Source organism: Bradyrhizobium jicamae (genome assembly GCF_018130695.1).
GTDB lineage: Bacteria > Pseudomonadota > Alphaproteobacteria > Rhizobiales > Xanthobacteraceae > Bradyrhizobium > Bradyrhizobium jicamae_B.
Genome location: NZ_JAFCJX010000009.1, coordinates 1 through 21295, shown reverse-complemented (window position 1 = coordinate 21295; position 21295 = coordinate 1). Strand labels below are relative to the sequence as shown.

Annotated in this window: 19 protein-coding genes; 12 read left to right on the top strand and 7 right to left on the bottom strand. The window is 65.4% G+C overall.

The window, feature by feature from the left end:
• The first annotated feature begins 42 nt into the window (after window positions 1-42).
• Entirely contained in the window at window positions 43-210 is a 168-nt protein-coding gene (locus JQ604_RS14295; RefSeq protein WP_212358057.1) for a hypothetical protein, read from the top strand.
• Between the two features lie 70 nt (window positions 211-280).
• Here JQ604_RS14295 and JQ604_RS14290 read toward each other — a convergent pair whose 3' ends face one another.
• Together JQ604_RS14290 and JQ604_RS14285 are read right to left on the bottom strand one after the other, a co-directional pair.
• Window positions 281-1504 (bottom strand): hypothetical protein, encoded by a 1224-nt coding sequence (locus tag JQ604_RS14290; RefSeq protein WP_249158266.1) that lies wholly within the window; start codon window positions 1502-1504, stop codon window positions 281-283.
• A gap of 8 nt (window positions 1505-1512) precedes the next feature.
• Window positions 1513-2883 (bottom strand): APC family permease, encoded by a 1371-nt coding sequence (locus tag JQ604_RS14285; RefSeq protein WP_212358056.1) that lies wholly within the window; start codon window positions 2881-2883, stop codon window positions 1513-1515.
• Between the two features lie 308 nt (window positions 2884-3191).
• On the opposite strand from JQ604_RS14285, the gene JQ604_RS14280 reads away from it, so the two are divergent.
• Window positions 3192-4517: an alpha/beta hydrolase gene (locus JQ604_RS14280; RefSeq protein WP_212358055.1), complete on the top strand. Its 1326-nt coding sequence runs from the start codon at window positions 3192-3194 to the stop codon at window positions 4515-4517.
• A 165-nt stretch (window positions 4518-4682) separates the two neighbouring features.
• Window positions 4683-4952 carry a hypothetical protein gene (locus tag JQ604_RS14275; RefSeq protein WP_433996246.1) on the top strand — a complete coding sequence of 90 codons (270 nt, stop codon included), beginning with the start codon at window positions 4683-4685 and terminating at the stop codon, window positions 4950-4952.
• A gap of 9 nt (window positions 4953-4961) precedes the next feature.
• Here the strand turns inward: JQ604_RS14275 and JQ604_RS14270 are convergent, their stop codons facing one another.
• Both JQ604_RS14270 and JQ604_RS14265 read right to left on the bottom strand, forming a co-directional pair.
• Entirely contained in the window at window positions 4962-6122 is a 1161-nt protein-coding gene (locus JQ604_RS14270) for an MFS transporter (protein ID WP_212358053.1), read from the bottom strand.
• 51 nt (window positions 6123-6173) lie between these two features.
• Window positions 6174-7415 carry a hypothetical protein gene (locus JQ604_RS14265; protein WP_212358052.1) on the bottom strand — a complete coding sequence of 414 codons (1242 nt, stop codon included), beginning with the start codon at window positions 7413-7415 and terminating at the stop codon, window positions 6174-6176.
• A 306-nt stretch (window positions 7416-7721) separates the two neighbouring features.
• Between JQ604_RS14265 and thrS the strand changes: the two genes are divergently transcribed.
• Window positions 7722-9767, top strand: a complete 2046-nt coding sequence (gene thrS / locus JQ604_RS14260; RefSeq protein ID WP_212358051.1) for a threonine--tRNA ligase — start codon at window positions 7722-7724, stop codon at window positions 9765-9767.
• Window positions 9768-9849: 82 nt separating this feature from the next.
• Window positions 9850-10413 carry a nitroreductase family protein gene (locus JQ604_RS14255; RefSeq protein WP_212358050.1) on the top strand — a complete coding sequence of 188 codons (564 nt, stop codon included), beginning with the start codon at window positions 9850-9852 and terminating at the stop codon, window positions 10411-10413.
• A gap of 47 nt (window positions 10414-10460) precedes the next feature.
• Here the strand turns inward: JQ604_RS14255 and JQ604_RS14250 are convergent, their stop codons facing one another.
• Window positions 10461-11528, bottom strand: coding sequence for a hypothetical protein (locus JQ604_RS14250; protein WP_212358331.1), 1068 nt, complete (start codon window positions 11526-11528; stop codon window positions 10461-10463).
• 239 nt (window positions 11529-11767) lie between these two features.
• Between JQ604_RS14250 and JQ604_RS14245 the strand changes: the two genes are divergently transcribed.
• Window positions 11768-12817, top strand: coding sequence for a patatin-like phospholipase family protein (locus tag JQ604_RS14245; protein WP_212358049.1), 1050 nt, complete (start codon window positions 11768-11770; stop codon window positions 12815-12817).
• A 6-nt stretch (window positions 12818-12823) separates the two neighbouring features.
• Here the strand turns inward: JQ604_RS14245 and JQ604_RS14240 are convergent, their stop codons facing one another.
• Both JQ604_RS14240 and JQ604_RS14235 read right to left on the bottom strand, forming a co-directional pair.
• Window positions 12824-13252, bottom strand: a complete 429-nt coding sequence (locus JQ604_RS14240) for a CBS domain-containing protein (protein ID WP_212358048.1) — start codon at window positions 13250-13252, stop codon at window positions 12824-12826.
• Window positions 13253-13466: 214 nt separating this feature from the next.
• On the bottom strand, window positions 13467-14270 hold the full coding sequence (locus tag JQ604_RS14235; RefSeq protein WP_433996249.1) for a rhomboid family intramembrane serine protease: 804 nt from the start codon (window positions 14268-14270) through the stop codon (window positions 13467-13469).
• Window positions 14271-14609: 339 nt separating this feature from the next.
• On the opposite strand from JQ604_RS14235, the gene JQ604_RS14230 reads away from it, so the two are divergent.
• The 6 genes from JQ604_RS14230 (at window position 14610) to JQ604_RS14205 (ending at window position 20832) form a co-directional block, all read left to right on the top strand.
• On the top strand, window positions 14610-14903 hold the full coding sequence (locus tag JQ604_RS14230; RefSeq protein WP_212358047.1) for a GIY-YIG nuclease family protein: 294 nt from the start codon (window positions 14610-14612) through the stop codon (window positions 14901-14903).
• A 543-nt stretch (window positions 14904-15446) separates the two neighbouring features.
• Window positions 15447-16001, top strand: coding sequence for a PAS domain-containing protein (locus JQ604_RS14225; protein WP_212358046.1), 555 nt, complete (start codon window positions 15447-15449; stop codon window positions 15999-16001).
• 154 nt (window positions 16002-16155) lie between these two features.
• Entirely contained in the window at window positions 16156-16596 is a 441-nt protein-coding gene (locus JQ604_RS14220) for a cupin domain-containing protein (protein WP_212358045.1), read from the top strand.
• 120 nt (window positions 16597-16716) lie between these two features.
• Window positions 16717-18444 (top strand): adenylate/guanylate cyclase domain-containing protein, encoded by a 1728-nt coding sequence (locus tag JQ604_RS14215; protein WP_212358044.1) that lies wholly within the window; start codon window positions 16717-16719, stop codon window positions 18442-18444.
• Between the two features lie 69 nt (window positions 18445-18513).
• Window positions 18514-19455: an ornithine cyclodeaminase family protein gene (locus JQ604_RS14210; protein WP_212358043.1), complete on the top strand. Its 942-nt coding sequence runs from the start codon at window positions 18514-18516 to the stop codon at window positions 19453-19455.
• 231 nt (window positions 19456-19686) lie between these two features.
• Window positions 19687-20832, top strand: coding sequence for a DJ-1/PfpI family protein (locus JQ604_RS14205; protein ID WP_212358042.1), 1146 nt, complete (start codon window positions 19687-19689; stop codon window positions 20830-20832).
• Window positions 20833-21295 lie beyond the last annotated feature (463 nt).

Below are 21295 nucleotides of genomic sequence, written 5' to 3'. Positions count from 1 at the left end.
GCTGCGGCATTGTTTTCTTGCCCCGGTTGGGAGGAAACAACAATGCGCTGGAAAATCAGCCACGGAGGTCACGACCCCCGCCAGATCGATTTGCTGGCCGTGATCGCCCTGCTCGTTCTGATCGTTGCCGGCTTCGTTTATATGACCCACGATTCCATCGTGCCGCCAACAACGGCCTTCATCGTACCAAGCCAGAGCGTGCGATGGTGATGCGAGCGCATGATCCGGAAAAGTGTGAAGCGGTTTTCCGAACAGATCATGCGCAAACAAAAATCGCGCGTTAACGTCCGAACCAGAGGAAGCCGCCGCCCCGCCGCGGCTCCGCCGGGATCTCGGCCGGTGGACGCGGCTTGCGCGAGCGCGGCTTTGGCGCCGGCTCTTCTGTCGCCGACGTCGTCTCCGCCGCGCCGGTGCCGTCATCGGGCAATCTCACCGAGAGCAGCAGGTTGGATTCATTGGTGCGCCAGCGATAGCCGATGCCGAAATCGATCGGCTGCGCGCGCCGGAACAGTTCGGCATAGGATTCCTGGTAACGTCCGGGGAATTCGTTGATCGGGCCGAGGTAGCGGCCGAACGGGAAGAAGCGCCATTTCTTCTGGCCGTAATAGTGCAGCGGAATTCCGGAATCGTCCTGGATGATGGTTGAGCTGTTGTTGAGGATGAAGTCGCGCACCACGGTGAAACTGCCGGAGTGCAAGAGATACGACGCGCTCTTGATCAGGCTGTTACCGGGACCGAGCGTGGCGCAGAATTTCAGGAAGCCGCTCGACTTCGCGCCGGGATTGGAGAGATCGGTCGAGAAGTAATACAGCGTCTTCTCGACGCCATCGTCGCCCGCAAAGGTGATGCGCGCGCCGCGCACCGCACCCCGCGCATCGGCGCCGACCGTGAGCGTGCCGCTCTCATCGAGCGCGACCGGCTTGACGTCGCGGATCGTCTTGCCCGAGCGCGCCAGGAAGACGTAGAGGATCGGCAGGGTGCCGCTGATCTGCCCGGCATGCAGATCGACCTTCATCTGCTTGGTGATGAAGAAGGAGAAGCTCAGGATCGAGTTGATCGAGCGCTCGACATTGTAGAGCGCGGCACCGACGCCGCCGCGCGGCAGCCTGGTCAGATCGGGCACGTTGCCGGGCGGCTCCAGCGCGCTCAGCACATAAGTCGTGGCCTTGGAGTAGAACGCGTTGGCGTAGAGGAAGTCCGGCCCCGAGAACATGTAGAACATGGTCGGCTTCGGCGCGGCGAGATTGGTCTCCGACCAGGCGCGAACTTTCGCCAGCTGCCGTTGCTCGAGCTTCTCGAAGGCGGAATCGAAGAATTTGGCGTGACGCTGCCAGGACGGATCTTTTGTCAGCGGCATCAGCGGCGAATCCGCCGATGGCTGCATGCCGGCAAGGAAGCGCGCGGTGTCGTCAGCGGTCACCTCGGCGGCGCGCGCCGGAAGCGCCGTCGTGAGCAGGAGGCTCGTGGCGAGCAGCAATGTTCTGCGAGAAAGGATCACTGTCATTGACGGCGTCATTCGCGGCCCGGGCCTGCGGTCGCCGGGCTCACCTCCCGCTTGCGGAAAATCGCGTAAATCAGAAGGCCTGAAAGCATGATCAAAATACCGAGCGCCGACTGCAGCGGACGTTGTGTCAACAGATAATACATCATGAAGGCGGTCACGAGCAGGAAAACCGCGGGGGTGACCGGGTATCCCCAGGCGCGATAGGGCCGCGGCAGCTCCGGATGCGTGATGCGGAGCTTGATCACGCCCGCGACCGTGAAGAACGAGCAGAACAGCAGCGAGAACTGGATGAAGTCGAGCACGGCCTCGAAGCTGCGGGTGAACAGCATCAGGCTCGCCACCGTCAGCTGAAACAGGATCGCGTAGGCCGGTGCGCCATTGCTCGAACGCCGCGCGAACAGTTTCAGCGCCGGGATGTCCTCGCCCATCGTCATCATGACGCGCGGGCCGATCCACATCATGGCCGAGATCGAGGAGATCAGCCCGACGCAGATCATGGCGCCGACGATCCGGCCGCCGATCTCGCCGAAGATGTAGCTGCCGGAGATGCGGGCGACATCGAGCTGGCCGGCGAGCTTGTCGATCGGCGCGGTGTGCAGGAAGACCGCATTCAGCGCGACATAGAGCACCAGCACGATCAGGGTGCCTGACAGCATCGCCCGCGGCACGTTGCGCTCAGGCAGCTGCATCTCGCCGATGATGTAGGTCGCCGCGTTCCAGCCCGAGAACGAATACATCACGAACACGAGGCTGATCGCGAACGGCGCGCTCAGTACCTGCGACAGCGCCGCCGAGGACGGCGCAAAACTCACCGGCTGCGGCGTCGCCACGATGAAGCCGGTCACCAGGAAGGCTGTGATCAGCACCACCTTCAGGATGGTCGCGACCAGCTGGAAATTGGAGGAATGCCGGACGCCGGTGAGCTGCACGATCGACACCAGCCAGACCACGCCGACGGCGAGCGCGAGCGGCGGCGCGTCGGGCAGGATCGCGCGGCCGTACTCGCCGAACGCCATCGCGGCGAGTGCCACCGGCGCAGCAAAGCCGACGGTCGCCGAGACCCAGCCGGCGAGGAAGCCGAAGGCCGGGTGATAGGCGCGGCCGAGAAAGTTGTATTCGCCGCTCGAGCGCGGAAACATCGCGCCCAGCTCGCCATAGGAGAACACGCCGCACAGCGCGACGATGCCGCCGACGACCCAGAGCAACAGGATCGAGAAGCCGGACGGGATGTCGGTGACCTGGAAGCCGAGGCTGGTGAAGACGCCGACGCCGACCATGTCGGCAACGACGATTGCAGTCGCGGTCAGGACCGAGACGGTCGAGCCGCCGCCGGAGATCGGGCCGCGCAACGCTGCGCTGCCCGTAGGTGATGCCGCCATTTCCCAACCTTCAGCCGCCGCACGCCTGAACGCCGTCATGGTGCCGGCTCAGGCCATCCAATTCAAGCAGCGTTAACAAAGGTTTAAATTGGGCCGGAAATGAGGTATTTTAGTACCCAAGAATTCCGCACGACTACTGAAATGCCCTTGCCTCCCACAATCGCGACACGATTGGGTGGTTGCATCCTGCCCGTCCGGACATGGGGAGTTTGTTTGTCCGGAGGCTTAACGTGACCTAAACGCCGACAAGCTCAAATACGTCGTTTGCGAATGCATCGCTTGCCGGTGGGTTTTGGGGCAACGGGTGGATGGTCGGGGTACAACCGAGAAATGACAGTCGCGGGCGCGCGGGCTGGGTGAACGCACCCGGCCTGCGGCTCCGCGCGCGTGCCTTTGATGGCCGCTGGATCGCGGCGGCGATCCTGTCTCTCTCGCTGGCTCACTGCGGCAAGGCGCCGGAGCCGGGCATGCTGGCCGCCAACACCCATGCGACCAGCGGCGACACGTTCGAGGATCGCTTCCCTCAGCCGCAATTCCGCGATCGCTTCCCGACGGCGCAGGAAAGCTTGGTGCCGCTGCAGCGCACGGCCGCAGTCGCGCCGGCTCAGGCGCCGGCCGCCGCGCCAGGTCCAGCGCTCGCGCCTGCCCAGACCGCGCAGCGCGCTGCGCCCTCGCCGGTCCGCCTCGCCTCGATCTCGCCGACGCTGACCCTGCCGCGCCAGACCGAGCGCGACGAACTGACCACGCTGGTCAGCATGAAATCTTCTGCGTTCCCCTATTTCGGCAACAATCCGCGCACCGACGCGCCCTTCCTCAACGTCGGCAACGGCGACCGGCGCGGTCACCGCAGCTATGGCGGACGCGTGTTCTGGCAGAACGAGACCTACAATGACAGCCGCGTGCTGGTGCACGTGCCCGAGGCCTTCGACGTCACCAAGCCCGGCGTGATCGTGGTGTTCTTCCACGGCAATGGCGCCACGCTCGCGCGCGACGTCCGCGACCGCCAATTGGTGCCGCAGCAGATTACCGACTCCGGCGTCAATGCTGTTCTCCTTGCCCCACAAATGGCGGTCGACGCCGCCGACTCCAGCGCCGGCAAGTTCTGGCAGCCGGGCGGCCTCAAGCGCTTTCTCGACGAGTCCGCCTCTCACCTCGCCCGCCTCTACGGCGATCCCAAGGCGGCACAGGCGTTTGCCAACATGCCGGTCGTGATCGTCGGCTATAGCGGCGGCTTCCTGCCGACGGCCTGGAGCCTCGAGGTCGGCGGCGCCACCAGCCGCGTACGCGGCGTGCTGCTGCTCGACGCCGTCTATGGCGAGCTCGACAAGTTCGCATCCTGGATCGAGAAGAACCGCACCGGCTTCTTCGTCTCGTCCTACACCCGCTACACCAAGCCGCGCGACCGCGAGCTGATGTCGATGCTGCGCGACAAAGGCATTGCGGTGAGCGAGAGCATGGAAGGACCGCTGCGGCCCGGCAGCGTCGTGTTCGTGCAGACCCGCGACGGCATCACCCACCGCAGCTACGTGACGCAGGCCTGGACGCAGTACCCGATCAAGGAAGTGCTGACCAAGATGGCTGCCTCTGCGGGCGTCTCGCGGGTGGCGAGCGCGGCCGGCCCGGCCAGCCGCTGAGCCTCTCAATAATTCTGTCGATACTCCCTGAAGTGTGATGCACTTCACAAATCGTCCACCAACTGGCCCCCTACGCTCGCTCCGGGGATCGAAGCTTGGGGATGGGCGTTGAGGGACGGCTTATATCGGGTTGAATTCCATACAGTTCATGGCACAGGCACCGGCGTGATCTACGCCACCAGCGGCAAGCTCCGCGGTGGCAACTCGGCCTTTGCATTCGTCGGCAATTACAGCGATCGCACCGACGGCGTTCATGTGAAGATCTCGACCCAGCGGCACAATCCGGACCCGGCCTTCCGGCCGCTGTTCGGCACCGACAACATCACGCTGACGCTGAAGGGCGCCGACAATGGCGACATGGTCGACTTCGAGGGCGAGGCGCTGCAGCTGCCCGGCGTGAACTTCAAGGCGGTCCTGACGCGGATCGCTGACTAGATCCGCTTGCTAGATCCGCTTGGGTCTGGTCGCGATCACGATCGTCAGCGCCAGCGCGATCAAGGCGGCTGCGACATAACCCGCGGCATGGAGCTGCTCGCGCGCGTAAAGGAAGCCGCCGATCGCGGAACCGACGGCCTGACCGATGTAGAGCACTGATGTGTTGAGCGAGACCGACGCCGACGCCAGCGCCGGTGCCGCCGCGACGAGCCGCACCTGCTGCATCGAATTGGTCGAGGCAAAGCCAAGCCCCCACAGCACGACGCCGGCGGCCATCAGCGGGTAGATGCCGGCGCCCAGCGCCCAGACCGTGACCCCGGCCAGCATCGACGTCGTGAACAGCATCGAGGTGCGCCACGGGCCCCAGCCGTCGACGATCCGGGTCGCGATCGCGATCCCGACAAAGCCGAAGATGCCGTAGAACGCGAACACAAGGCTGATCGCATCGGGACCGGCGCCGGTCAGCTTGGCAAGCAGCGGCCCCATGAAGGTGAACACCACGAACTGGCCGGCCATCTGCACCATCGTGATCAGCAGCAACAGCAGGATCATGCGGTTGCGGCCAAGGTCGACCCACGTCTTGAGCTCGACCGGCGTGCCCTGCAGTCCGCGCGGCAACCGCCACCACAGCAGCATGAAGCTGATGAAACCGAGTGCGCCGATCCCACCATAGACCGTGCGAAAACCGTAGCGGCTCGCCACGAAGGTGATCAGCGGCAGACCGACGGCAGCCGCGAGCGACCAGCCGAGGAAGATGTAGGCGATGGTCGAGCCGCGCTTCTCGACCGGAACAATCAAGGCAGCGGTGCCGGCCGCCTGCGGCGTGTAGATCACGCCGATCGCGAGCATCAGCAGACGGATGATCAGCAGGCTCGCGTAATCAGGCGCGAACGCCGAGGCCACATTGGTCAGCGCCATCACCGTCAATGTCAGTGTGAGCAGTCTGCGCCGATCGATCCGGCTGGTCAGCCACGCCGTGACCGGCGAGCCGATACAGAGCACGATTGCGCCGAACGTGATGAGCAGCCCCGCGGTGCGGATCGTGACGTCGAGACTGCCGGACAATTCCGCCAGCATCCCCGCCGGCGCCAGCACCGCGCAGCCGGTGACGATATTGCCAAGCATCAATGCGGTGGGCGCGAACGAGCGGACGGCGGGCGGCGATTCCATGCATCTGCATGTAGGTCGCATCCTTCGCCGATGGAAGAGCCGCCCCGCGGGTTATTTCGCGGCGGCCTCGCGCGCGATGGCCTTCGGCGGCGGACATGTTCGCAGCAACGCATCGAGCGCGCCCGACAGTCCCTCACTGGAGAGTTTCGTCGTGTGCGGCACCTGACGACCGTCGGCGCCGCCCGTTGCTTCCGTGAAGTCGAGCTGCGGCTGGTCGATCAGCGAACGCAGCGTGTCGCGCGACAGACGAAGACCCCAGACCTCATCGGCGGCCGGCTTGGTCGGGCGCGAGGCGGTGAAATGCAGCGGAACCGGGCCCTTTCCAGCGATCGCGACTGTGGCAAAGGCCCCATTCGCCGCCGGCCGCTGGAAGTCCAGCTCGAACTGCTCGGTGGTGAAGCAGAACAGCCGCCATTGCGACATCCGGTAAGTCTTGCCGTCATCGCCCTTCTGCACCGCAATCTTGCGCACCATGCTGCTGCGCCCGCTGTTCTCGAACTGCCAGGGCGTCTCGACCTGCTCGCGCGTGTCGATGCCGAACCGCGTGATCTCGTCGCGCGTCAGCACGTGCATATTTTCATACGGGACAGTATTGGCGAGATGCAGCAGGCCGATATCGACCCCCATCCGCTTGATATAGGCCGTCAGCATCGTGTCGGCGCGCGCCAGACCGCGCTGGGTCGCAGCCGATCGCATCTCCTGGCTCGGAGTGCCGCAGTTCGGCACCGGCAGGTTGCAGCGGAAGTGCGGAATCACCTTCGGCGAATGCACGCCGAGCACGGCATCGGGTGCGATCTCGCGCGTGGTGGCCCCGAGCATCAGATAGGGACACGCCGAATTGCACATTGCATAACGGGTCCAGAGATCGGCGTGGACCTCGCGGCCGGATCGTTTCAGCTTCAGGCAGACCTCGCTGTCCTGCGCCTCGAAGCCGCAATCCCTGACCACCGTCCGCGCCACCCGCGCGACCGTCGGCTTCTCGCGCAGCATCGCGCCCATCGCCACCGCCTGGTCGAGATTGCCGCCCGGCGAGGAGAAATAGATCGGCAGGTTGCGCGCGCGCAGCGGCGCCAGGAACTTCTTGAACCGCGCCGCCGCGCCGCCGTCGATCTGCCCTTCGACCGCGATCCAGGTGTCGCAGCCGTGCCCGCAGGCGTCGGGCGCGCCTTTGGCGACGTAGAACACGACAGGTGGGGAGGCAGTGATTGGAGCGCGCGGCCGCACGGTATTGGCCGCAACCGCCGGTCCAACGAACAGGACGAGAAGTGCGACAAGCAGTACGCGCAAAGCCATGGAATGAACGGTGTGATGCGAACCAGACGACAATGGCGAAAGGCTAACAAGCGGTCGAACGCAAGTCCATCTGACAACAACCATCGGCTGTAGAATTTTTTCGACTGCATGCCGCATCGTCACGGCCCTTTCGTCTTCTCCGGAACACCTGTTTCCGTCGCTTGGACGCGGACAACCGTTCAGTCCAGAGGGGCTTTTCGGGCCGATTTTCTTGATATTGCCCGATTGCAGGGGCCGAATCCCCTGCTATACCCCTGCTTCCGCTTACCTGCGCTCGTTCGCAGGAGTGAGCCACAGGAGACATCAATGGCCGACACGCCTAAATCCGAATCCGGATTCCAGTACAGCCTTTCCAATCTCAAGCCCGCCGAACCCTTGCACAAGATCACCCTCACCTTCCCCGACGGGGCGAAGCGCGACTATCCTCAGGGCACCACCGGTCTCGACATCGCCAAGGGCATCTCGCCCTCGCTCGCAAAGCGCACCGTCGCGATGGCGCTCAACGGCACGCTCGCCGATCTCAACGATCCGATCGAGGCTGACGCGAAGATCGAGCTGGTCAACCGCGACGATCCGCGCGCGCTGGAGCTGATCCGGCACGACGCTGCGCATGTGCTGGCCGAAGCCGTGCAGGCGCTGTGGCCGGGCACCCAGGTGACCATCGGCCCGGTGATCGAGAACGGCTTCTACTACGACTTCTTTCGCAACGAGCCGTTCACGCCGGAAGACTTTGCCGCGATCGAGAAGAAGATGCGCGAGATCATCGCGCGCGACAAACCCTTCACCAAGGAAGTGTGGGATCGCGAAAAGACCAAGCAGGTGTTCCGCGACAAGGGCGAGGCCTTCAAGGTCGAGCTCGTCGACGCCATTCCCGGCAACGAGCCGATCAAGATCTATTTCCAGGGCGACTGGTTCGATCTGTGCCGCGGCCCGCACATGACCTCGACCGGCAAGATCGGCAACGCCTTCAAGCTGATGAAGGCGGCCGGCGCCTATTGGCGCGGTGATAGCAACAACCCGATGCTGACCCGCATCTACGGCACCGCCTTCGCCAAGCAGGAGGACCTCGATCTCTATCTGAAGCAGATCGAGGAAGCCGAGAAGCGCGACCACCGCCGGCTCGGCCGCGAGCTCGACCTGTTCCACTTCCAGGAGGAAGGCCCGGGCGTCGTGTTCTGGCACCCGAAGGGCTGGACCATCTTCCAGCAGCTGATCGCCTATATGCGCCGTCGCCTGACCGGCGACTACAGCGAGGTCAACGCACCGCAGATCCTCGACAAGGCGCTGTGGGAGACCTCCGGCCATTGGGACTGGTACCGCGAGAACATGTTCGCGGCGCAATCCGCCGGCGACGAGGCCGAGGACAAGCGCTGGTTCGCGCTGAAGCCGATGAACTGTCCCGGCCATGTGCAGATATTCAAGCACGGCCTGAAGAGCTATCGCGACTTGCCGCTGCGCCTCGCCGAGTTCGGCGTGGTGCACCGCTACGAGCCCTCGGGCGCGATGCACGGCCTGATGCGCGTGCGCGGCTTCACCCAGGACGACGCGCACGTGTTCTGCACCGAACAGCAACTCGCGGACGAGTGTCTGAAGATCAACGATCTGATCCTGTCGACCTATGCCGACTTCGGCTTCGACGGCGAGCTCACGGTGAAGCTGTCGACCCGGCCGGAAAAGCGCGTCGGCACCGACGAGATGTGGGATCACGCCGAGCGCGTGATGGCGACCGTGCTGTCGCAGATTCAGGCCTCGGGCAGCAACCGCATCAAGACCGCGATCAATCCGGGCGAAGGCGCCTTCTACGGGCCGAAGTTCGAATATGTGCTGCGCGACGCCATCGGCCGCGACTGGCAATGCGGCACGACGCAGGTCGACTTCAACCTGCCGGAACGCTTCGGCGCGTTCTACATCGACCATGACGGCTCGAAGAAGGCGCCGGTGATGGTGCATCGCGCGATCTGCGGCTCGATGGAGCGCTACATCGGCATCCTGATCGAGCACTTCGCTGGCAACTTCCCGCTCTGGCTTGCGCCGACGCAGGTGGTGGTCACCACCATCACCTCGGAAGGCGATGAGTATGCCAAGGTGGTTGCCGCTGCTGCGCGCCGCGCCGGCCTCCGCGTCGAGATCGACCTGCGCAACGAGAAGATCAACTACAAGGTCCGCGAGCACTCGCTGGCCAAGATCCCGGCGCTGCTCGTGGTCGGCAAGAAGGAAGCCGAGACCCATTCCGTCTCGGTCCGCCGCCTCGGCAGCGAGCGCCAGACCGTGATGCCGACCGACGAGGCGATCGCCGCGCTGATGGATGAGGCGACGCCGCCGGACGTGAAGCGGGCGCGAGCGGCGGCCTGATCTTCACAATCGGTCTAAACTGGCTTCCACCGAAAAGGTCGTGCCCCTATCTCTGGGGCACGACTGACACAAGGAAACCTCCGTGCCCGACGCGATTGAACTGTTGAAGACCCGCCGCTCGATGAAGCCGCGCGAGATGACGGGCCCCGGGCCCTCCCCGGCCGAGCTCGAGACCATCCTGACCATCGGGGCCCGCGTGCCGGACCATGGCAAGCTCGCGCCCTGGCGCTTCATCGTGTTCGAGGGCGACGCCCGTGTCCGCGCCGGCGACGTGATCGCCAATGTCTTCGCTAGGAAGCATCCGGGCGCACCGGCCTCCGACATCGAGGTCGAGAAGAAGCGGCTGACCGACGCGCCGCTGGTGATCGGCGTGGTCTCCTTCACCAAGCCGCATCCGAAGGTGCCGCCGTGGGAGCAGGAACTCTCCGCCGGCGCCAGCGCGATGAACATCGTCACCGCCGCGGCAGCGCTCGGCTACGGCGCCTGCTGGCTGACCGGCTGGTACTCCTTCGATCGCGACGTACTCGATGGTTTTGGCCTGAAGGCGGACGAAAAACTCGCCGGGCTGATTCACATCGGCACGCCGACCAAGCCGAGCGAAGACCGCCCGCGTCCGGCACTGTCAGACATCGTGACGCGGTTCTGATTTCAATGGTGCCGACGACGATACGCGTCTAAGCACTCTGCGCGTCGTCAGCGCGCGACGACCTCGACCTCGCCGTCGACGCCGTTGACGACGTTGAACGGACGCTCGAACACCTTGCCCTCGTTCTTGGCGATGGCGCGGTACTCGCCTTCCGAGAGCACGACGCGCGGGAAGGCGCCGATCGATTCCTTGATCACGTCGCCGCCCGGCGTGATCACCGACCAGGCGGTGTTGGCCAGCGCCTCGCCGCCCTTCTCGCTGACCAGCTTCAGCGTGATGACGGCGGCGCGGTGGGTGACGGTGACGTCGGTCAGCTTGCCGGCCTGGACGCGGATGTCGGAGCGCACCACCGAGTTGGCATCGCCGTAGTTGGAGATGATGTAGTAGGTGCCCTCGGGCAGCAGCGCGACGTCGCCGGCGGGGACGTTGGGGAGCATGGCGCTGCGCTCCGCGCCGTCGAACTGGCTGCCCTTGTAGATCGCGAACGAGATCTGGTTCGGCGGAATCTTGCTGCTGCCGACGCGGCCCTCGATCCGCAGCCCCCCGGCGGGCAGCACGAAGGCCTCGCGGTCGGTCTCCGACTTCAGGTTCACCGCGCGCACCGCGCTGACCAGGCCGAGCGCGACATGCACGACGTAGTTGCCGGGCGGCAGCACGATGTTGGGCGTCGCACCGCGCTCCTCGCGGATCAGCTTGAAGGTGCCGTTCTCGTCCGGTTTGTCGGCGAAGACGCGCCAGACCAGACCGCTGTTGATGACCGGCAGGTCCTTGCCGTAGCGCGCCGTCAGTGACAGCACGGCCTGGCCGGCGGTCGAGGCGCCCGGCGGCGGGACGACCGGCGGTGTGGTCGCAATCGAGGGCTGCACGATGGTCGGCTGGGTCAGCGGCGCCGGCAAAGCAGGCGGCCCCGCGCCCGGCCCGGACGGCGGCGCCAGATTGAGCGCCGGCCCGGACGGCACATCCGGCACCGAGGCCGGCGGCACCGGCGGCGGCCGGTCGCTGAACATCTGGGCCGAGACCGAGGCCGGCGTCACGAGCATGGCAAGCAAGAGCCACGGGATAAGCCGTCGCCTGCCCCGCCCGCATCCGTCGACGCCGTTGCCCGGTGATGTCATGGCCATGCTTTTCACCGAAAACGCGGCAAATTCAAGCCTCCGTAGGCTTACGGCCCCTCCGCCGGCGGCTTGTCCCCGGATTGGAACCCGCCATTCAAGCGGATGTTAATCCAGGCGTCGTGGTCAGGTCATATTCCCTGCCTAAGGCCGGCTTGGCCGGGGCATAAACCATGCATACGGACGATTCTGGCGGAGCCGCGTCGCGGGGCATAGTCTCGCCTCGGCAGGAGAGTTTTGTCGTGTTGGATAGCTGGATGGGTCGCGGCCAGAAGGCCGCCGATGGTCCCGACAAGGTCGGATTGGGCACGGTGCGCCGTCCCGTGATCGGCCTGGCGCTTGGCGGCGGTGCGGCGCGCGGATTTGCCCATATCGGCATCGTCAAGACGCTGCTCGCCCACGGCATCGTCCCCAATGTCGTGGTCGGCACCTCGATCGGCGGCGTGGTCGGCGGGGCCTATGCGGCCGGCCATCTCGACACGCTGGAGCAATGGGCGCGCAGCCTGCAGCCGCGCAGCGTGCTGTCCTATCTCGACATCCGCCTCAACGGGTCCGGCCTGATCGGCGGCACCAAGCTCGCGGCCGAGCTCGAGACCGCGATGGGGCAGAGCCGGATCGAGGACCTCGCCGTGAAGTTCGCGACGGTCGCCACCGAGGTGCGCACCGGGCACGAGATCTGGGTGACGCATGGTCCGATGGTTGAGGCGATGCGCGCTTCCTACGCGCTGCCCGGCATCTTCGCTCCCGTCCTGATCGGCGACCGCTGGCTGGTCGACGGCGCGCTGGTCAACCCGGTGCCGGTGTCGGCAGCCCGGGCGCTCGGCGCCGAGATCGTGATCGCGGCCAATCTGTCCAGCGACGTGTTCGCGCATTCGACCACGATCTACAATCACGGCCAGGCCGCCGCGCCCGAGGTGGCGGTATCGGTCACGCCCGAACCGGCGGTGCCCGACGCCGAGCCGCCGAAGCGGCGCTTCAGCCGCTTCTTCTCGGCCGAGCGCACGGTCAAGCGGGAGTTCTTCGGCAGCGCGACCCGGCCGGGCATCTCCAGCGTCATGGTCGACGCCTTCAACATCATGCAGGACCGCATCACGCGTGCCCGGCTCGCCGGCGATCCGCCCGACCTCCTGATCTCGCCGCGGGTCGGCCAGATCGGCTGGTTCGACTTCCACCGCGCCGACGATTTGATCGCGCATGGCGTCCGCGCCGCCGAGCGCGCCATCGACTCGATCCAGGAAGCGATCGACATCCTGGTGCCGCCGCCGCGCGACGCCGGCACCTCCGGCAAGTAACGAGCCTCAGGCCGTCTTGATGTAGTCGCGCAGCGCCTCTTGCTCGTTCTCGTATTCCTGCACGCGGCGCTTGACGACGTCGCCGATCGAGATCAGCCCGACCACCTTGCCGTCCTCGACCACGGGCAGATGGCGGAATTTGCCGAGCGTCATCATCTCCATGAGCCCGCTGACGGTGTCGGACTGCTTGCAGCTGACGACCTTCCTGGTCATCACGTTGCTCACGGGCTCATCCAGCACCGCAGCACCGCGCTCGCCGAGCACGCGGACAATGTCGCGCTCGGACAAAATGCCTTCCATCTTGCCCTGCGCCATCACCAGCACCGCGCCGATCTTGCGCTCGCCGAGCAGCTTGACCGCAGCCGCCAGCTTGGCGTCGGGCTCGACGCTCATGATCTGGTGGCCCTTGGAATCGAGAATGGAACGTACCGTCATTGTTGCCTCCCTGAATCCATGTCCCCTTATGAGAGGGCGTCCCCTTTGAGATAGGGGATCGATGTCGTTCGTCGAGTCTTCAATCAACAGTTCCGCGCCGATTTCGGTTCCGGGCGCGGGGCGCAGCACGGCTGGTCTGTGTGCCAGCGGGCTTATCGTTGCGTTACAACTTTCGTCGATGATGTATGAATTCGCGATGCGCCGCAAGCGGCGATCAGACGCGCCCCGACTGGTCCACTGACGACGCATCCGCAGCATCGTGGCGCGCGCGCGGGATCGGATCGAACAGTGCAAACAGCATGAGGCCGGCGAGGAAGCCGCCGATATGCGCCTGCCAGGCGACGCTCGCGCCCTCGCTTCCGATCGCGATCGAGCCGACGCCGAAGATGATGTTGACGCCGAACCACACCGCCAGAAAACCCAGCACGCGGCCGTCGCGCAGCGCGCGCGAGAGCGACAGCGCCGGCACCTTCGCCGCGCTGTCGGCGTCGCCGCGGTTGAACGACAGGAAGCTGCCCTTGACGAAGGCAAAGCGGATCGCCGCCGCCATGGTGCCGGAGACCGAGGCGGAGGCGCCGATCATCGGTGCGATTGCGTGCTCATGGGTGAGCAGATGCGCGAGCGCGCCTGCAGCCGCCGTCACCGCCATGAACACGAAGAATCTGACCGCGCCGAAACGCCGCGCCAGCGCGCTGCCGAACGGCAGGAGCCACAGCACGTTGAAACCGATATGGCTGAGATTGGCGTGCAGCAGCGAATAGGTGACGAAGCTCCAGACCTTGGCACCGCTGCCGCCCGGAAAGGTGATGTCGAGCAGCGTGGCATCGTAGCGCTTCGGGATGAAGCCGAACACGTCGATGGTCCAGATCTCCCACTCATCCGGCAGCAGCACCCGCAGATGGATCAGCGCGATCAGCCCGATATAGGCCGTCAGCGCTCCCGGCAGCGTCAGGATCGGCTCGCGCGGAGCCTCGGGCGGCGCGAGCGAGGTGTCGGATTGGGATTCCAAGGGATCGATGGCCTTGATAGCGGCGGTGTCCCTCAAATAGGCGGCTTTGGCGGCGTTGTGCAAGTGCACAATTCGGGGGTGGTCGCCGTGTCCCAAATGCAGCAATCGCCGATCCCCGAATCCTTCTGTAACTGCTTGGCACGTGGGCCCCGGATCAGCAGGGCACCATGCCGCGAGTGCGGCATGCTGCGCAGCATCCGGGGCACGAAAATTTAGCCAGGCACGAAAATCTCGTGTCCCGGACGCGACGCAGCACGCAGTGATGCGGCGCAGAGCCGGGACCCACGGGAAATGGCAAGCTGCCTCATTCTTGCGAGATTGGACGCGGTCCCTTTCCGTGGGAATCCAATGAGCAGGCAATTTTTTGTCTACATTCTGGCCAGCGGTCGAAATGGTACGCTGTATGTCGGCGTCACGAACGATCTTGCGCGCAGAATTGGCGAGCACAAAGCAAAGCTCGTTCCCGGCTTCACCCGACAATATAACGTCCATCTGCTGGTTTACTTCGAGACCTACGAATCGATCCTGGAAGCACGCGCACGCGAGCACGCCGTGAAGCGTTGGCGGCGCGCATGGAAAATCAAGCTGATCGAGGGCCTGAACCCCGACTGGCAAGATTTGGCGTACCAGTTGAATGCGTGAGCGCGCGGGCTCGATCCAGCGTTCCCCGGATGCGGCGCAGCGCGAAGCGATGCGCTGCTGGTCCGGGGTCCAGACGTCCGGGTGTAGCTGGGTCCCGGCTCTGCAGTGCACCGCCAAGAGGCGCTGCACTGCGTCCGGGACACGAAACTGATCCTGCAGATCAAAAAGAAAAAGGAGAGGTGCTGAGAACACCTCTCCCTGATCCGGCTGATCTTCTCGCGCCCTGTGAGGTCCAGGGGAAGCCTCCCCACCCCTCCCCGCGCGATGACCAAACTGTTTGACGCCACCTGTGTACGTGAGCGGCAGGGCCTTGGAGTACCCCGCCGCGAACGGGAATAGGCGGACCCTACCCGCCATCGCGGCCGGTGCCAAGCATATGCTTAAATTTACGTTAACGGCGCAAAGGCGCCGGCAAGCCGCCCAAAACGCGGCCGCGGCATGGACGCTGCACAGTCTTGCCTGCACAACAGAGAAGGGAAAGCGCGTGCACGAAAGCGGGACAGATGTGTCTCGCCAAGGCGGGCGCGGGGCAAGGTCTTTCGAATGAAGCATCCGTCCAGCCGCGAGTTCTTCGGCTACTGGAACAAGAAGCGCGGCGAGGCGCGCGCCCCGGAGCGCAGCGCGTTCGAGCCGTCCGCGGTGCGCGAGCTGCTCGCCGACATTTTCGTGCTGGCCTATGACGGCGAGGCCGGTCATCCGTTCCGTGTCGCCGGCACCCGCGTCTGCGCCCTGCTCGGCCGCGATCTCAAGGACCAGAGCTTTGCCGGGCTGTTTGCGCCCGAGAGCCGCCATGAGATCGAAGACATCGTCACCGCCGTCGCCGAAGAGACCCTGCCCGCGATCGCCGGCATCACGGCGACCGGCGAAGACGGCACCCGCGCGCATTTCGAATTGCTGCTGCTGCCGTTTGCCAACCGGCCCCACGCGCCGGTCAGCCTCACCGGGCTGCTCGTCCCCTTTGAAGATACCGCCGCCACGCTTGGCGATTTCACGCTGACCTCCTGGCGCTACCTGCACCCGCCGGAGCGGCTGATGCCGCGTGCACTGCGAAAGCTCGCCATCGCCCGCGGCTTCATGGTCTATGAGGGCCTGCGCTAAGTAGGATGGGTGGAGCGCAGCGATACCCATCATCTCACCGTGCGGCACGAAGGTGATGGGTATCGCTGCGCTCCGCCCATCCTACAGATCCTGCAGGCTGGCGTCCGCCGCCAAAGCGGATAGCATGCCTCCGTTCTGAACACCGGAGCATCGCATGGACGCCGTCACGCAAGAGACCGCCGGCACGCATTCCCACGTCGTTCGTCCCAAGAATATGGACTGGCAGAAGACCCGCTTCCCCGGTTGCGAGGCGAAGACGCTGCTGTTCGATCGCAAAACGGGATTGATGACCGCCCTGATGCGCTTCGCACCCGGCGCGGTGCTGCCCGACCACGAGCACGTCAACATCGAGCAGACCTATGTGCTCGAAGGGTCGCTGGTCGACAAGGAAGGCCCGGCCAAGGGCATCGTCTGCGGCGCCGGCGAGTTCATCTGGCGCGAGGCCGGCAGCCGCCATGTCGCCTGGTGTCCCGAAGGTGGCCTGATGCTGGCGATCTTCCAGGTGCCGAACAAGTTCTTCGAAGCCGACGGCCGCGTGGTCGATGCCACGGGTGCGGATTGGGACGAGGTTTGGGGCCATACCAGGAAGGGCTGAGCCTGCCCTTCCTGCCACGGTACCTTGCCTTGCCTGCCCTGGAACTCTATTAGCTGGTCCGCCGCCAGGACGGACCGCCATCGCGGAGCATGGCCGCCGCGGCCAGTCTGGGCGCAACGCATGTTTCGTAAATCCATCAGGCAGAAGATCGTCGGCATCGCCACTGGCCTGATCATCCTCGCCGTGATCACCTCGTTGCTGTCGATGGTGCTGGCGAGCCAGGTCGGCCACCTCCTCGACGAGCTCACCAACCGCTACATCCCGGCCTACGGCCACCTCGCCCGCGTCAACGTCCGTTCGCTGGAGCGCGCCTTGGCGATGCGCCGGATGATGGTCGCGCGGATGCAGGCCGACGAGGCCGGCTATGCCGCCGCGCAAAAGACGTTTGAAGAGATCGCGCCAATCATCAAGCAGGAGGCAGATGCCGCACGAAAGCTGATCGACGCCATCATCAATGACCCCCGCACCCCGTCCGACAATGCAACATTGGGGCGCATCGACGACCGGATTGACAACATCGTCAACGATCTCCTGGTCCGCCTCGAGGACGAGAATGCGACGCTGCTCCGGCAGATCGAGGCCAGGGACATTGCGGCCGCAAAGCAGACCACGATTCGCTCCGACGCGCTGCGCGACGAGTTCAACGCCAGGATCGACGCCGTTCGCGCCGACATGCTGTCCCAGGTCGCTTCCGCCGCGAAGACCGTGACGACCGCGCAGCAGCGCACCATCATCATCTCGGCTGTTGTCACCGGCATCGCTGCGATCCTCGGCTTCTTGTTCGCGATGCTGGTCGGAAGCGGCATCACCCGCCCGGTGATGAAGCTGCTCGAGGGTACCCGCGAGGTCGAGGCCGGCCGCCTCGACGGCAGCATCACGATCACGACGCAGGACGAGATCGGCCAGCTCTCGGCCGCCTTCAACCGCATGATCGAGACCTTGCGGCAGAACCAGCGGATCCGCGAGACTTTCGGCCGCTACATCAATCCGCGGATTGCCGAGGGCCTGCTCGAGCAGCCGGCGATCGCCGCGACCGAAGGCCAGCGTCGCATCATGACGGTGATGTTCTGCGACATGAAGGGCTTTACCCGCCTCAGCGAGGGCGTCACGCCGCGCGGCCTGGTCAAAATCATGAACCTCTATCTGTCGACCATGTCGGAGCCGATCCACGCCCAGCGCGGCATCATCGACAAATATATCGGCGACGCCATCATGGCCTATTGGGGCGCGCCGTTCATCGAGGAGAGCGAGCAGGCGCATCTGGCGTCTCTTGCTGCCATCGACATGATCGGCCGCGTCGCCCAGTTGCGCAAGGAGCTGCCCGAGCTGCTCGGGGTGCGCGCCATCCCCGCCGAGTGCGACGTCCGCATCGGGATTGCCACCGGCGAGGCGCTGGTCGGCAGCATCGGCTCCGAGTTCATGATGAGCTACACCGTGCTCGGCGACACCGTGAACCTCGCCTCGCGGCTCGAGGGCGCCAACAAGTTCTACAATTCGCGCTGCCTGATCTCGGAGGCGACCGCCGCCGCCTGCGAGCCGACCATCGCGCTCCGCGAGATCGATCGCCTGGTCGTGCTCGGACAGACCCAGCAGCAAACCGTGTTCGAGATCATGGGCAGAACTGAGGAGCTGACGCCGGCGCAGGCCGCGCTGCGGCAGCATTATTCCGACGGCCTCACCGCCTATCGCGCGCAACGCTGGGACGATGCGGCGAATGCCTTCGCGGCCGCGCTGGCGGCCGTGCCCGGCGACGGTCCCACGACGGCGATGATGGCGCGCGTAGCTGCGCTCAGGCAGCAGCCCCCGGCCGCCGATTGGGACGGCGCCTGGCATCTGGAACACAAATAGCAACGGCCTGTTGCGGACGCCGTCCCGACGCCGGATGATGTCGCCCACCCATTCGCTGGAGTGTCGCAGGTGCATTTCGTCGACAATGCCGAGGTCAATCGCGTCCTCACCTTTCCGATCCTGATCGAGGCGATCGCCGCGGCGCATCGCCGCCCGCGCATGCAGGTGCTGGACGGCTTTCTCGGCAACGAGAACGGCCAGTACGTCACCCGCAGCGCGGTCGACGCCGGCCGCTACATGATGACCAAGATGTTCACCAGCTTTCCCGCCAACCTCGCCGTCGGCAAGCTGCCGGCCGTGCAGGCCGTGTGCGTGCTGTTCGACGGCACGGATGGCCGCCCGCTCGCCGTGATTGATGGCACCGAGATCACGCATTGGCGCACCGCCGCGGACTCCGCGCTCGGCGCCCGATTGCTCGCCCGCGCCGACGCGGAGACCTTGCTGGTGGTGGGCGCCGGCGAGATGGCACAATGGCTGCTGCGGGCGCATCTGTGCGTGCGCCCTTCGCTCCGCCGCATCCTGATCTGGAACCGCACCGCGCAGCGCGCCCGGGACCTTGTTGCACTGCTGGCCGGAGAGAGCATCGCGGCCACGACGGTCGACGATCTCGACGCCGCGACGCGCGAAGCCGACATCATCACCGCCTGCACCAGGTCGCATACGCCCTTGATCAAGGGCGTTCACCTCAAGCCCGGCGCGCATCTCGACCTCGTTGGCGGCTACACGCCGCAGACCCGCGAGGCCGATGACGAGGCCGCGCGGCGCTCGCGCGTCTTCGTCGACCGGCGCGAATCCGCCTTCCATGGCGTCGGCGATATCCTGCAACCGATCGCAAACGGCGTGATCGGCGAGAGCGACGTGCTCGGCGACCACTATGATCTCGTGGGCGGAGCGGTCACCGGCCGGCAAACGGACGACGACATCACCTTCTTCAAGAATGCCGGCGGCGGCCATCTCGACCTCATGACCTGCGAAACAGTGTTTCAGCGGCTCGGCAAGAGCCTGCGTTGATTGAACGTGGATCGTAGCCCGCCTGCGCGGCTTGTTCGCCGAAGCTCGAAGAGCGAAGGCGGAAGCGATATGTGGGGAGAGACCTATCCCGCATGTCGCTGCGCTCATGCGAGCTTCCAAATCTCGCCTGTTCCGCATGTCCGTTTTTGCGGGAAATTCGCCATTTCGAGCGGCGGCCTCGACGATTAGCTTGCGCGCCGGGCGACGCAATCCGGCGTGAGATACGAGATCATGACTTGGCGGCTTGTTGCGTGGTGCGGGTTTGCCGTGGCCGCGCTGGTTCCGATCGTCGGCGGCCTCTGGCTCCTCACCCTGCCCCCGACACCGGGCGCGCGGGCCGCGCCTGCAATCGCGGCGGATGAGACGGCCGCAACGCTCAGCGCGCTGAAGCCACCGAAACGACAGCGTCCGTTGATCGCCATCGTCGGCATCAACGACATGACCGAGACCACCGACTATCTGATGCCCTACGGCATTCTCAAGCGCGCCGATGTCGCCGACGTCGTGACGCTCGCCACAGCTCCCGGACCGGTGACGCTGTTCCCGGTGCTGAAGGTCGAGCCGGATTCGACCATCGCCGCATTCGATCAGGCACATCCCGACGGCGCCGACTACGTCATCGTGCCCGCGATGAGCCGCGACGACGATCCCGTCGTCATCGCGTGGATCAAGCGGCAGGCCGAACGCGGCGCGATCATCGTCGGCGTCTGCGCCGGCGGCAAGGTGGTGGCAAGCACCGGCCTGCTCGACGGCCGGCGGGCGACCACGCACTGGTTCTATCTGAAGGGCTGGCGCAGCAAGCATCCGGCGATTCAGTACGCGGCCGACCGCCGGATCGTGGTCGATCGCGGCGTCGCGACGACCACGGGCATTTCCGCGTCGATGCCGATGTCGCTGACCCTGATCGAGGCCATCGCCGGCCGCGCCAAGGCGGAGACGATTGCCCGCGAGATTGGTCTCCCCCACTGGGATGCGCGTCATGACAGCAGCGCCTTCAAATTCACCCGGCCATTCGCGCTGACCGCGATCGCAAATACGCTGGCGTTCTGGAACCGGGAGACGCTCGGCATTGCGCTGGCGCCTGGTATCGACGAGGTCTCGCTGGCGCTGGTCGCCGACGCGTGGTCGCGCACCTCTCGCTCCCGCGCGGTGGCGTTCGCAGCAAGCGACGGCGCGCAGACGACGCGCAATGGTTTGCGGATCGTGCCGGAAAAAGTGGCGGGCGATTGGCCGGCTGATCGCCGCTTGCCGGCGATCGCGTTGCCGCCGGCCGAGGCGCTGGATCAGGCGTTGCACGAGATCGAGGCAAGGTATGGGGCGTCGACGGCGGATTTTGTGGCGATGCAGCTGGAGTATCCGCGGCAGGCGGCGCGGTGATGGTGGAGAGATTGGGCATCCTATCTCCACATCGTCGTCCTGACGAAAGTCAGGACCCATTACCACCGAATTTGGTCGTGAACGGGATCGTGGCCCCAGTGTCGCGCAGCAATTTGCATTTGGGGTAATGGGTGCTGGCTTTCGCCAGGGCGACGAATGTGTGGCGCGCTCCATCCTCAATCACCGAAGCCGTAGGGTGGGCAAAGGAGCGTAGCGACGTGCCCACCATTCCCGGCGTGCTCGTGATGGTGGGCACGTCGCTTCGCTCCTTTGCCCACCCTACGGCAGCTTGCCGTGCGTTCGCATTCTCGCGACACGATTTGTCCGAGTATTGCTTTTCGTTCCGCCCTCGCTCTGTAGCGAGGGCGCAGGGAAGACCGGGTGCGCGCCGCACCCGCGGTCCCGTGCGCCATGTGCACAAAAGAAAGTGCGCGCACGAGCATACAGGTTCGGCGGAGGCATC

Excerpts from the sequence above, each read along its gene's own strand:
- JQ604_RS14295 (WP_212358057.1), top strand. The coding sequence starts at position 43 with ATGCGCTGGAAAATCAGCCACGGAGGTCACGACCCCCGCCAGATCGAT.
- JQ604_RS14290 (WP_249158266.1), bottom strand. The coding sequence starts at position 1,504 with ATGACAGTGATCCTTTCTCGCAGAACATTGCTGCTCGCCACGAGCCTC.
- JQ604_RS14285 (WP_212358056.1), bottom strand. The coding sequence starts at position 2,883 with ATGGCGGCATCACCTACGGGCAGCGCAGCGTTGCGCGGCCCGATCTCC.
- JQ604_RS14280 (WP_212358055.1), top strand. The coding sequence starts at position 3,192 with ATGGTCGGGGTACAACCGAGAAATGACAGTCGCGGGCGCGCGGGCTGG.
- JQ604_RS14270 (WP_212358053.1), bottom strand. The coding sequence starts at position 6,122 with ATGGAATCGCCGCCCGCCGTCCGCTCGTTCGCGCCCACCGCATTGATG.
- JQ604_RS14265 (WP_212358052.1), bottom strand. The coding sequence starts at position 7,415 with ATGGCTTTGCGCGTACTGCTTGTCGCACTTCTCGTCCTGTTCGTTGGA.
- thrS (WP_212358051.1), top strand. The coding sequence starts at position 7,722 with ATGGCCGACACGCCTAAATCCGAATCCGGATTCCAGTACAGCCTTTCC.
- JQ604_RS14250 (WP_212358331.1), bottom strand. The coding sequence starts at position 11,528 with ATGACATCACCGGGCAACGGCGTCGACGGATGCGGGCGGGGCAGGCGA.
- JQ604_RS14240 (WP_212358048.1), bottom strand. The coding sequence starts at position 13,252 with ATGACGGTACGTTCCATTCTCGATTCCAAGGGCCACCAGATCATGAGC.
- JQ604_RS14230 (WP_212358047.1), top strand. The coding sequence starts at position 14,610 with ATGAGCAGGCAATTTTTTGTCTACATTCTGGCCAGCGGTCGAAATGGT.
- JQ604_RS14225 (WP_212358046.1), top strand. The coding sequence starts at position 15,447 with ATGAAGCATCCGTCCAGCCGCGAGTTCTTCGGCTACTGGAACAAGAAG.
- JQ604_RS14220 (WP_212358045.1), top strand. The coding sequence starts at position 16,156 with ATGGACGCCGTCACGCAAGAGACCGCCGGCACGCATTCCCACGTCGTT.
- JQ604_RS14215 (WP_212358044.1), top strand. The coding sequence starts at position 16,717 with ATGTTTCGTAAATCCATCAGGCAGAAGATCGTCGGCATCGCCACTGGC.
- JQ604_RS14205 (WP_212358042.1), top strand. The coding sequence starts at position 19,687 with ATGACTTGGCGGCTTGTTGCGTGGTGCGGGTTTGCCGTGGCCGCGCTG.